Here is a 12,332-nt window from a genome sequence, read left to right as displayed (position 1 = left end):
ACTATTCTCTTCTTTTCATTAAGATTCTTTAATTGCAATAATTTTAAAAGGAGGATTTGCCATTCTTTTAACAACCCAAAACAAACATATCAAAACGATTAAACCTGTTATAATTAAAAATGGCAGATATCCCACGGCTTTAGATATCTTAACCATTAAATAAACATACCACTTAACAACTCTTGTTCTCGTATTTTCATAATCTTCAAGTTCATACGCAAACCAAGTTAAAAATCCTCCTATAATTGCTACTAAAGTCGTAATTATTAAAGGGGAAACCGCGGCTGCAATTGAAGATAACTGTTCTTCTTTTCTTTTAAAACCTAATTTTTCAAATTGTTCTTTAAAAGTTCTCTCCGCTAATTTTGCAGTTTCAGCATCTTTAAATTCAACATTTTCATAACTTGTACCGTCGCTGTTTTTTACACCAAACATGACATAACTATCAACATTCAGTTCAAATTCGTATTCAAAAATATCTTCAACATTTATTGCAGATTCAAAAACAGCTGTATTAAACTCATTTTTGTTTATTTTTTCAATACATAAATCAACACCTTCTTTGGTAATATCACTTACAATATAGTTTGAATAAATCAATACTATCTTTTTGTCTTTTCCATCAAAAATTAATGGTTTTTCAAATACTGCTCTCATTTTTTTATTTTTAATTGAATTACACTATTGATAATCATTTTTCAATAATTTGCAAAAGTCTGCCTAAAGAACTCAATTAATTACCATGAAAAGTTTTTTAAACTTGCATTTTAAGACATTTTTATTATGCATCATAAATGATTTATTGCGATTAAATCATCTAAGATAAGGCCATATAAAATCTTCAGCGCTTCCTGTTTTTGACCAGACTGTTTTCCAATTTTTAAATTTCCATTCACCATTTACCTTAATAAAATTAACTATGTCTCCAGAGCTATTTCCAGAGCTTACAAAATAAACTTGTGCATGGGAATTAGAGTAACTTAATATTTTTTTAGTTTTTTTACCATCAATCATATTTTGTATCTCATTTGGTATTTGAAATTGTGCCTCATACTTCTTCGTTAAATATTCGCATTTTGCAACACAGCAAATCCAGAAAAGAACAAAAAATACTATAATGTAACCTAATGTCTGTTTAAATATTTTCATCTTTAAAAGTGAGTTTTATTTTACAAAAATAAAACTCAAGACAAAAAAAAAGATAATCTACAGAGAGATTATCTTTAATATTTTTTGCATTATTTTTATTTAAATAAATACACTTAGAATAAAGTATACCAAACCTGCTAAAATAGCAGAAATAGGAATCGTTAATATCCAGGCCCAGATTAAACTTACTGTAACTCCCCATCTTACGGCAGATACACGTTTTGTCAATCCAACACCAATAATAGATCCTGTAATAGTATGTGTTGTACTTACCGGAATTTTTAGGTGCTCAGTAAAGTAAAGTGTCAATGCTCCTGCAGTTTCAGCAGCAACACCTTCAAACGAACTTACTTTAGTAATCTTAGAACCCATTGTTTTTACAATTTTCCATCCACCGCTCAAAGTTCCCGCTGCAATGGCAGAATAACAAGCTAACGGAATCCAGCCCGGCATAACACCTTTAATTCCTAAATCGTCATTTGGAAGTACCACATCTAACCAGGCATCCATATGAACACCAGGATTTGTGTTTATATAAACCGCTACGGCTGCAGCGATAATACCCATTACTTTTTGAGAATCATTTCCACCATGACCTAAACTAAAAGCTGCAGAAGATACTAATTGCATTTTCTTTAAAGCCGCATCGGCCTGATGTAAGTTTAGACTACTAAATATCAAACAAAAAGCACTTACCGTTAAGATAATAAAAGCTACCAAAAACCATTTGATATTATGAGAATCAAAAATTACACTCCAGAAATGAGAATCAAAACGAGGTTTTCCATGCTCTAAAATTTCTTCATAAGAAACCATCTGAACATATACAAACCAAATAGTAGCAATCATTAAGGCAACTGTAAAAATCTTAGGTCCAATACTTTTACGTGAAGCATTTAATAACCAAATCGAAATTAAATAAGATGCAAGTGCTCCCAATAATGGTGCTAAAACGATAAAAGCAATAATAATAAGAACCCCCGACGGCATTCCACCATCTTTTCCTGCTTTATACCAGCTTACAATTTCATACCAGTAGTGAGTTGCCCCATCTTCTCCAATATAACCGGAAAAACCGTGAACTGCGATAGCATGCGCAACGGCAGCACCGGCAAAACCTCCAATTAAAGTATGAGAAGAACTTGAAGGAATTCCTAACCACCAGGTTAATAAGTTCCAGCAGATTGCTGCAATAACACCGGCCAGAATTACTACCAGATTAATCTCCATGGTATGCGCTGTTTTTGCAACAGTATCGGCAACACCAAATCCAAAAACCCAATAAGCCAGAAAGTTAAAAAATGCTGCCCAAAGTACAGCCTGAAAAGGCGTTAATACCTTTGTGGCAACAACTGTAGCAATAGCATTTGCCGCATCATGGAAACCATTGATGTAATCAAAAATTAAAGCTAATACTATAATTAATATAAGTAGCGTCATAAAATTATAACTTCAGAATGAAATAAATTGAATTAAGAATGTTTTACAGAAATTGACTCCAGTATGTTTGCAACACTCTTACATTTGTCTGTAGCTGATTCTAAAACAGATAACACTTCTTTATATTTAATAATATTTTTAGCATCTGTTTCGTTTTCAAAAATTTCAAAAACTGCTTTGTTATAAACGTTATCAGATTTGTTTTCCAGTTTGTTGATTCTGGTACAAGCATCTTTAATAACCTTCATGTTTTTTAAGTTACTCAATTCTTTTACTGCACTATCAATATTCTGACAAGCCTCAAGATTGATTTCTGTCATTTTTCTGATCGATTTTGTAATCTTATCAACCTGATACAATCTCATACGGCTTGCTGCACCGTGAAGGTAATCTGCAACGTTATCAATTGAAGTAATTAAGGTATGAATATCTTCCCTGTCAAAAGGAGTAATGAAGTTTCTGCTCAATTCAAGATTGGTCTGACGTGTGATGTCTTCTCCTCTTTGCTCTAATTCATCAATTCTCTGAAAAAGAACTTCTCTTTCTTTTAATGGTAAATTTACAGCTTCGTGTAAGTTAGAAGCTAATTCAATTAAATTGCTTGAAGCTTCTTCAAAAAGTGGAAAGAATTTCTTGTCCTTCGGCACTAAAAATTGGAAAATACTGTTTATTGACATTTTTTTATTTTTGATAGTGCAAAATTACTTCATTAATAGTTTACAATGTTAAGCCATTGTTAACAAATCGTTTTCAATTTGGAAACTATCCAGGAATGCTACTGTATTTTCTATGTCATAATGCAGGATTCTGTCTTCTTTCACCAAAGGCACAACTTCTCTGTAACTGCTCAGAAACATTTCGATGAAATCACTTGATTTTAAAGGTTCTCTGTAAGCAATTGCCTGAGAAGCATTCATTAATTCGATAGCCAGAATTCGCTCCAGATTATCTAAAATGCGTAAAGCTTTTGTAGCCCCGTTTGCGCCCATACTCACATGATCTTCCTGTCCGTTACTCGAAACAATACTGTCAATACTTGACGGAGTGGCTAATTGTTTGTTTTGGCTCGCGATACTTGCAGCCGTATATTGCGGAATCATAAATCCTGAATTCAATCCCGGATTATCAACCAGGAAAGCAGGAAGATTTCTTAATCCTGAAATTAACTGATAGGTTCTTCTTTCCGAGATACTTCCTAATTCAGCTAAAGCAATTGCCATAAAATCCAGTGCTAAAGCCAAAGGCTGTCCGTGGAAATTTCCTCCTGAAATAATCTGATCACTTTCTATAAATATATTAGGATTATCGGTTACGGAATTGATTTCTGTTTTGAATACTTTTCTAACATAATCAATCGCATCTTTTGAAGCTCCGTGAACTTGCGGAATACATCTGAAAGAATACGGATCCTGAACATGTTTCTTTTGCTGGGTGATAATTTCACTTCCTTCCAGGAACTCATTTATTCTTTGTGCCGTTACAATTTGTCCTTTATGCGGACGTATATAATGTATCAATTCATTAAAAGGTTCGATTCTTCCATCAAAACCTTCCAGAGAAATGGTTCCGATCAAATCTGCCAAATAGGAATATTTGTAAGCTTTAATTAAAATATGAGCTCCGTAAGCACTCATAAACTGAGTTCCGTTTAGCAATGCCAAACCTTCCTTAGACTGCAAAACGATTGGTTCCCAGTTAAACTGTTTTAAAACTTCTTTTGAAGTCGTTTTTTTACCTTCGAACAAAACTTCTCCTTCTCCTAACAAAGGCAAAGACAAATGGGCTAAAGGCGCCAAATCTCCTGAGGCTCCAAGTGAACCTTGTGTATAAATTACAGGAAGAATATCATTATTATAAAAATCAACCAGTCGCTGTAATGTGATTAGCTGAACTCCTGAATAACCATAGTTCAAAGACTGAATTTTAAGCAAAAGCATCATCTTAACGATTTCTGCCGGAACTTCCTCGCCCGTACCGCATGCATGCGATTTCACCAGGTTTTCCTGAAGTTTAGATAAATTTTCATTGGAGATTTTTACACTATAAAGCGATCCAAAACCAGTATTGATACCGTAAATAGGATCTGAATGCGTTGCCATTTTCTTGTCTAAATAATCACGGCATTTCTGAACATTCACCTTTGCTTCTTCAGATAATTCAAGCATCTTATTATTGCTCAAAATCTCGTGCAATGTTTCTAAAGTTATGGTTTCAGTACTTATATAATGAATCTCTCTCATGACTATTTTAAATTTAAGTTGCCAAAATTCAACAAATCAATATTAAAAAGCAACATTTTATCACAATAATTAAAATTCATACTCAGGTGATTCTTTCCTTTTGTTTATTTAATAATTGCAATTTCTGCCCCAACATCTGTTTTTCCATAAGTTTTTCGTTAAAAATCAATTCATTGTATGAACTTTATTTAGAAAAAAACCAACGTTAAATATATCAAAACTTCAAATTAGCCTGTTGAATTTTAACAAATACTCAATATTAAAATTTTGAAATTTGAATTATTAAAATATTCGCAAAAAGCCCCTAAGAGTTTTTAATACTGCTTAAAAGCTGTACTTTTGAAAAATCAAATAATGAAAAGTAACAGCGCAAAATATCAATCTACAATGACAGCTCATACAGGAGTTGCAATTGCTGCTACCATTATTTCTACTACAACAACTACTACCCCTTAGGGGTATACATTTTTACATATAATCCAGGTTATCTATACTTTTTTCCCGAAAGAAGAGAGTTATTGGATACATAAAAACTATTGCATCAAAAGAAAAAATATCATAAAATGAAAGTATTAAAATTTGGCGGAACTTCGGTTGCCAATGCTCAAAATATAAAACTCGTTCTCGAAATTGTCGAACAAAAAGCTAAAGATGATCAATTAGTTGTTGTAGTTTCTGCCTTAAGCAAAGTAACCGATTTATTACAGTCAGCAGCGGCAAAAGCAGCAGCAAACGACGAAAGCTTTAGAGAAGTTGTTGCTGAAATTGAGAAAAAACACCTCGACACTTTAAAAGAACTGATTCCCGTAAGCGAACAAAGCAGTTTGTTGAGCCACGTAAAAAGGATTATTAATCACTTAGAAACTTTATTAGACGGCTGTTTCTTACTTGGCGAATTATCTCCAAGAACTGCTGATACTATTTTGAGTTTTGGTGAATTGCTTTCGTCATACATCATCGCTCAGGCATACAAGCAAATTAATAACGATGCGGTTTACAAAGACAGCCGTGAATTAATAAAAACCAATACCGATTTTGGAAAAGCAGCCGTAAACTTCGAAGTTTCCAATCAATTGATTCAGGAATATTTTGCTCAAAACGAAGCTAAAATCAATATCCTTCCCGGATTTATCGCACAGACTTTAGACGGAATCACTTCGACTTTAGGACGTGGCGGATCTGATTATACTGCGGCAATCATTGCCGGAGCAATCGATGCGGAACAACTGGAAATCTGGACTGACGTAAACGGAATGTTTACTGCCAACCCAAAAATCGTAAAACAGGCACAGCCAATTGCCAATATTTCTTATCAGGAAGCAATGGAATTGTCGCATTTTGGTGCCAAAGTTTTGTACCCGCCGACTATTCAACCGGTATTAAGGAAAAATATTCCAATCTTAATTAAAAATACTTTTGAGCCTGAAGCAGTTGGAACTTTAATTTCTGATACTGTTGTGGCAAAAGATAGTGTTGTAAAAGGAATCAGCCATATCGACCATATTTCATTGGTAACTTTAGAAGGTCCCGGAATGATTGGTGTTGCAGGGTCTTCAAGACGTTTGTTTGAAGTATTGTCTCAGGAAAAAATCAATGTAATTTTTATTACCCAGGCTTCTTCTGAGCATTCTATTTGTATCGGGATCCTGAATTCGGATGCTGATAATGCAGAAGCTGCCATCAACAGGGCTTTTGAAATCGAAATTGCACAAAACAAAATCGATCCTTGTTATGTTGAGAAAGACCTTTGCATTATTGCTTTGGTAGGTGAAAACATGAAAAACCACCAGGGTCTAAGCGGAAGAATGTTTAGCACTTTAGGAAAAAACAACGTAAACATTCGTGCGATTGCGCAAGGTGCATCTGAAAGAAACATTTCGACTGTAATCAACGAAAGAGACGTTAAAAAAGCACTGAATACTTTACACGAAAACTTCTTTGAAGAAAACACCAAACAGCTGAACCTTTTTGTAATGGGCGTTGGAAATGTAGGCGAAAAATTCATCGAGCAGATTCACAACCAGAAGAAATTCTTAAAAGATAATTTAAAGATCAACGTTCGTGTCATTGCTTTGTCGAACTCAAGAAAAATGCTTTTTGACGAAGACGGAATTTCACTAAAAGAATGGCAGGCCGATTTAGATAAAGGTGAACCTGCAGACAAAGAAGCATTTATAACCAGAGCAAAAGAGCTGAATTTACGTAACAGTATTTTCGTAGATATTACAGCAAATGCAAGTGTTTCTGAGACATACGAACAATTCTTAAAACAAAGTATTGCGGTTGTAACATGTAATAAAATTGCTTGCTCTTCTGCTTACGACAATTATAAAAAACTAAAAAGCTTATCTCGCCAGTACAACGCTCCGTTTTTGTTTGAAACGAATGTTGGTGCGGGATTACCAATTATTGATACCGTAAAAAACTTAATTGCCTCAGGCGATAAAGTGCATAAAATCCAGGCGGTTTTATCGGGAAGTTTGAACTTCATTTTCAACAACTTCGACAAAAACAATTCTTTCCACGATGTGGTAAAAGAAGCCGGAGTTCAGGGATTCACAGAACCGGATCCGAAAATTGACTTAAGCGGAATCGACGTGGCACGTAAAATCCTGATTTTAATTCGCGAAAGCGGTTACGAAATGGACATCGACGCCATTGCAAACGAATCATTTTTACCAGCCGAATGTTTAGCCACAACAAACAACGAAGACTTTTTTGCTTCGTTAATCAAACACGCTGCTCATTTTGAAGGTATTTATCAAGAAGCTTTAGCCAAAGATTCCAGATTAAAATACGTAGCGCAATTCGAAAACGGAAAAGCAAGCGTAGGCCTGCAATTCATTCCAAAAGATCATCCTTTTTACAATTTAGAAGGAAAAGATAATATTGTATTGTTCTACACAGACCGTTACGTAGATCAGCCTTTATTGATAAAAGGCGCCGGAGCCGGAGCGGCTGTTACTGCATCGGGGATTTTTGCGGATGTTATTCGAATAGGGAATATATAAAGGTGCTAAGGTTCTAAGTTGCTAAGGTTCTGAGGTTTTTTCCTTAAATCTTTCACTTAAAACCTTAGTTCATTAGAAACAAAAAAATAAACAGTTGCAAAGAAAAACTTAGAACCTTAGCATCTTAGCAACTCAGAACCTTTTAAAAAAAATGGAAATAAAATTATTCTGTCCTGCTACAATCGCAAATCTATCGTGCGGCTTTGACGTACTCGGACTTTGCTTAGACAATGCGGGCGATGAAATGATTGTTCGAAAAGTCGATCAAAAAGGAGTTCGAATTACTAAAATTGTCGGTGCCGATTTGCCTTTGGAAACCGACAAAAACGTTTCCGGAGTTGCTGCTCTGGCCATGCTGGAAACTTTAGACGAACTGGATTTTGGATTCGAAATCGAAATTTATAAAAATATCAAAGCCGGAAGCGGAATCGGAAGCAGCGCGGCAAGTTCTGCCGGAGCGGTTTTCGGAATTAATGAATTATTAGGAAGACCATATTCTCGTAAAGATTTGGTACAATTTGCGATGCAGGGCGAGAAACTAGCCAGCGGAAACGCACATGCCGACAACGTTGCTCCTGCCCTTTTAGGCGGATTTACTTTGGTAAGAAGTTATGCGCCGCTTGATATTATCAGAATTGACAGTCCGGAAGAATTATTCGCCACGGTGGTTCATCCGCAAATTGAATTGAAAACTTCTGACGCACGTTCGGTTTTAAAACAAACCGTTTCCCTAAAAAGCGCCATTATGCAATGGGGAAATGTGGGCGGACTGGTTGCAGGTCTTTACACCAAAGATTACGAATTGATCGGAAGATCGCTTCATGACGAAATCGTAGAACCTTTAAGAAGTGTTTTGATTCCGGGGTTTGATTTAATCAAACAAACCGCTCTTGAAAACGGCGCTTTAGGCTCCGGAATTTCAGGCTCCGGCCCGTCTATTTTCGCTTTAAGCAGAGGAAAAGAAACCGCTGAAAAAATCGCAAAAGCCATGAGCAACGTTTACGAAAAAATGAATTTACCGTATGAGATTCACGTTTCGAAGATTAATCCCGACGGTGTCCGCATCCTTTAGGATGGGACGCTGTAAGCAATAGGCTTTAGGCAATAAGCTTAAAATCTTTGCGTATAATATAAAACCAAGAAAAAAAGAAAAAGCTAAAAGCTAAACGCATTCAGAAAAGCCTAATGCCTAAAGCCTAAAGCTTAAAGCCACAAAAAAAATGAAATACTACAGTTTAAACCATAATGCCCCAAAAGTTTCTTTCAAAGAAGCTGTTATACAAGGATTAGCGAGTGACAAAGGATTATATTTTCCGGAAAACATTACCGCTTTAGACCCGTCATTTTTTGATAAAATCGAAAGTTTAAGTCACGAAGAAATCGCTTTTGAAGCCATAAAACAATTCGTTGGCGATGAAATCCCTGCAGATAAATTAAAAGAAATCATTGCCGATACTTTGGTTTTTGATTTTCCGGTGGTGAAAGTCGAAGACGGAATCTATTCGTTAGAATTATTTCACGGCCCGACAATGGCTTTTAAAGACGTTGGAGCGCGTTTTATGTCACGTTGCCTCGGATATTTCAATAAAGACAAAAAAGACGCTAAAAACACTGTTTTAGTAGCCACTTCGGGAGATACAGGCGGAGCTGTTGCGAGCGGATTTTTAGGCGTTGACGGAGTTGATGTTGTGATTTTATATCCGTCAGGAAAAGTGAGCGATATTCAGGAAAAACAACTGACTACTTTAGGGCAAAATATTAAAGCACTTGAAGTTGACGGCGTTTTTGACGATTGCCAGGATATGGTGAAAAAAGCGTTTTTAGATGAAACTCTGGCGCACAAAAACCTGACTTCTGCAAACTCGATTAATATTGCGCGTTGGTTACCGCAAATGTTTTATTTTTTCTTTGCTTACAAAGCGTTGAAAAACCAAAACAAACCTTTGGTTTTCTCTTGCCCAAGCGGAAACTTCGGGAATATCTGCGCCGGAATTATGGCAAAGAAATTAGGTTTGCCAATTGAGCATTTTGTAGCGTCTACAAACGTAAACGACACGGTGCCAAGATTTTTAGAAAACGGAAAATACGACCCGAAACCTTCTAAAGCAACAATTTCTAACGCCATGGATGTTGGAAACCCAAGTAACTTTATCAGGATTCAGGAATTATATAACAATGACTTAAAAGCTTTCGAAAAAGATTTTTCTTCGTATAGTTATACCGATGAAGAAACGCTTGAAGCTCTAAAGAAAATTTACAAAACAGACGGTTATATCGCAGAACCACACGGCGCTGTTGGTTATTTAGGTTTGAAAAAAGAGCTTGAAAAACACACCAACGCGATTGGTATTTTCTTAGAAACGGCGCATCCTATTAAGTTTTTAGATGTTGTTGAACCTGCTTTAGGAATTACACTTCCGATTCCTGCTCAAATTGAGAGTGTTATTAATGAGGAGAAAGTTAGCGTGAAGATTGGGACTTATGAAGAGTTGAGGGCATTTCTGGGATAATAAATTCGTACTATAAAATTAGAAACGGTTGAAACTATTTTCAACCGTTTTCTTTTTATTACAGTTTTCATTGAAATATAATTTAAAAAAATGATAATAAAAAATGTATATATTTGAAAATAAGAAAACGCAATAAAACTTCATTCATCTACCCGATTATAAGTGTATTTACAAAGATTTGTTTCGCTTATAAAGTTTTAGAATTAAGAAAAATAAACCGCATAAAAATGGCAATAAGTACAAATTCAATAATTCATTATACAAAAACATTAAAAAATCTATTTGGAATACTTGAAAATGGTTTTTCTTTAAAATATTGTAAAGAAGAGTTTCACTTTGGTCAAACACAAACTTTAAAATATGCTTATCCAATGGTCTGTTTTTGTGACATACCATTATCCGAAGTTAAAAATCACTTGGATTCATATGGTCATTATGGAATTGGCTTGAGCAAAGAATGGGCTGTAAAAAAAATGTTAAATCCTGTTCTTTATTTAGAAAAAGAATCTGCTCTAACAAAATCTATTCTACAACAAGCATTACGTATTGCAGATAATCGAATACAAGTGGCAAAGAATCCATCATTAGAAAAAATAGATGAAGTTTGGCGTCAAGAATTAATGACTACAACTTCTTATATGAAAAATTATGAAGGTAATTTGATTGTTAAAGGAAAAGAATATAGTAATTATAGATTTTACAATGAACGGGAATGGAGATATGTTCCAACGAAAGAGGAATTAGGAAAAAACAAAAGAGCAGTTCAAATCGAGTTATATGAAAAAGATAAAAATTCTTACAATAAAGAACTCCAAAAAGTAAAATTAGATTTTGATTTATCTACTGACATTTCTTATATAATAGTAAAAAGTAAAGAGGATATTCACAAAGTTTTAGAATTTATATCAATAAAATTCAAAAAGAAATTATTAGCAGCAGAAATTGAAATATTAATGACTAAAATAATAACGACTAATCAAATTGTAAATGACTTCTAAAAATACCAGCACCAGCTAGTGCGAGCGTCTCAGTCGTGGACATAAATCATACACGAGCGAGAGGCTTGCGCTAGCAAGGGGAAATGAACGAAATAAATTCAACTAAAAACTTAATTAAGAAATTTATAAATCCCAAATAATCTATAATAAATTTGATAAGTATTTGATTTTCTCTATAAACTGGTTTCATAAATCAGAGAATCTAATTAGAATTTCAAATTCGCTCTGATAAAAAAAGTTGCTCACAATTATGAAGAAAATCAATAAAAAAGAAGTTTTAGTAAGTACTGCTAAATCTATTTTTGGAAATATTCCTTTTGGGGGATCTGCATTAGATGAATTATTTTTTGAATATAATGGCAGAATAAAACAAAATAGATTAAATAATTTTATTCAAATACTAGCAGATTACTTTACTAAAGATGCTGAAATAAATTTGGATAATATCCAAACAGAAAATTTTAACGATTTATTCGAATCTGTTTTGAGAAGAGTTGTCCAAACCAAATCCGAATTAAAGCTACTAAGATTTAAAGATATTTTAATTAAAGAGCTAAATAACCCAACAATTGAATCGGAAGTTGTTGACCATTATCTTGACTTAATTAGCACATTAACCGAAGAAGAATTAAGGATCCTTTATAACCATAGACACTTCACTGAAGAATTCGAAGAGCATATAGATGAATTAAATAGACATAAAAGTTATTTATTATCAATAGAAAAGCAATTAAAAAAAGAAAGATTTGTAATTGGTGAATCTGAATTTCAAAAACCATATGACCAATTACAAATCACATATGAAAAAAAGAAAGAATATGTTGATTCTTTTACCAAGTACAAAAAAGCTGAATTTTACAACCTTAGCACAAATAGTTTTATGTTTTATAAACAACGTCTTTTTTCAAAAGGATTATTAATTGATAATGGAATGAATAGAATTGGTGGGGTTCCTTTCGGAAGCATGGCAATTACCGAATTTGG

10 protein-coding genes are annotated in these 12,332 nt (G+C 34.1%); 5 read left to right on the top strand and 5 right to left on the bottom strand.

Annotation, left to right across the window (positions count from 1 at the left end):
• Positions 1 to 18: 18 nt before the first annotated feature.
• From DCO46_RS20450 to hutH, 5 genes are all read right to left on the bottom strand, one after another.
• Positions 19 to 657, bottom strand: coding sequence for a hypothetical protein (locus DCO46_RS20450; RefSeq protein WP_116754336.1), 639 nt, complete (start codon positions 655 to 657; stop codon positions 19 to 21).
• A gap of 156 nt (positions 658 to 813) precedes the next feature.
• Positions 814 to 1,149, bottom strand: a complete 336-nt coding sequence (locus DCO46_RS20445; RefSeq protein WP_116754335.1) for a hypothetical protein — start codon at positions 1,147 to 1,149, stop codon at positions 814 to 816.
• A 99-nt stretch (positions 1,150 to 1,248) separates the two neighbouring features.
• A complete protein-coding gene (locus DCO46_RS20440; RefSeq protein ID WP_116754334.1) occupies positions 1,249 to 2,589 on the bottom strand; it encodes an inorganic phosphate transporter in 1,341 nt (446 codons plus the stop codon).
• A 32-nt stretch (positions 2,590 to 2,621) separates the two neighbouring features.
• The gene (locus DCO46_RS20435; RefSeq protein WP_116754333.1) at positions 2,622 to 3,266 is read right to left on the bottom strand and encodes a DUF47 domain-containing protein; all 645 of its coding nucleotides are present in this window, start codon (positions 3,264 to 3,266) and stop codon (positions 2,622 to 2,624) included.
• A gap of 48 nt (positions 3,267 to 3,314) precedes the next feature.
• The gene (gene hutH, locus DCO46_RS20430; RefSeq protein WP_116754332.1) at positions 3,315 to 4,829 is read right to left on the bottom strand and encodes a histidine ammonia-lyase; all 1,515 of its coding nucleotides are present in this window, start codon (positions 4,827 to 4,829) and stop codon (positions 3,315 to 3,317) included.
• Positions 4,830 to 5,392: 563 nt separating this feature from the next.
• On the opposite strand from hutH, the gene thrA reads away from it, so the two are divergent.
• From thrA to DCO46_RS20405, 5 genes are all read left to right on the top strand, one after another.
• Positions 5,393 to 7,840 carry a bifunctional aspartate kinase/homoserine dehydrogenase I gene (gene thrA, locus DCO46_RS20425; protein WP_116754331.1) on the top strand — a complete coding sequence of 816 codons (2,448 nt, stop codon included), beginning with the start codon at positions 5,393 to 5,395 and terminating at the stop codon, positions 7,838 to 7,840.
• Between the two features lie 151 nt (positions 7,841 to 7,991).
• Positions 7,992 to 8,912, top strand: a complete 921-nt coding sequence (locus DCO46_RS20420) for a homoserine kinase (protein WP_116754330.1) — start codon at positions 7,992 to 7,994, stop codon at positions 8,910 to 8,912.
• 148 nt (positions 8,913 to 9,060) lie between these two features.
• Entirely contained in the window at positions 9,061 to 10,350 is a 1,290-nt protein-coding gene (gene thrC, locus DCO46_RS20415) for a threonine synthase (protein ID WP_116754329.1), read from the top strand.
• A 227-nt stretch (positions 10,351 to 10,577) separates the two neighbouring features.
• Positions 10,578 to 11,348 carry an abortive infection system antitoxin AbiGi family protein gene (locus DCO46_RS20410; RefSeq protein WP_116754328.1) on the top strand — a complete coding sequence of 257 codons (771 nt, stop codon included), beginning with the start codon at positions 10,578 to 10,580 and terminating at the stop codon, positions 11,346 to 11,348.
• Between the two features lie 250 nt (positions 11,349 to 11,598).
• Positions 11,599 to 12,332, top strand: a 734-nt coding sequence (locus DCO46_RS20405; protein ID WP_207784983.1) for a hypothetical protein, incomplete at its 3' end; no start/stop codon positions are given.

The sequence above is a fragment of the Flavobacterium sp. HTF genome (genome assembly GCF_003105115.1).
GTDB lineage: Bacteria > Bacteroidota > Bacteroidia > Flavobacteriales > Flavobacteriaceae > Flavobacterium.
Note: the sequence above shows the minus strand (reverse complement) of the source record. Positions and strands in the feature narration are given on the sequence as shown.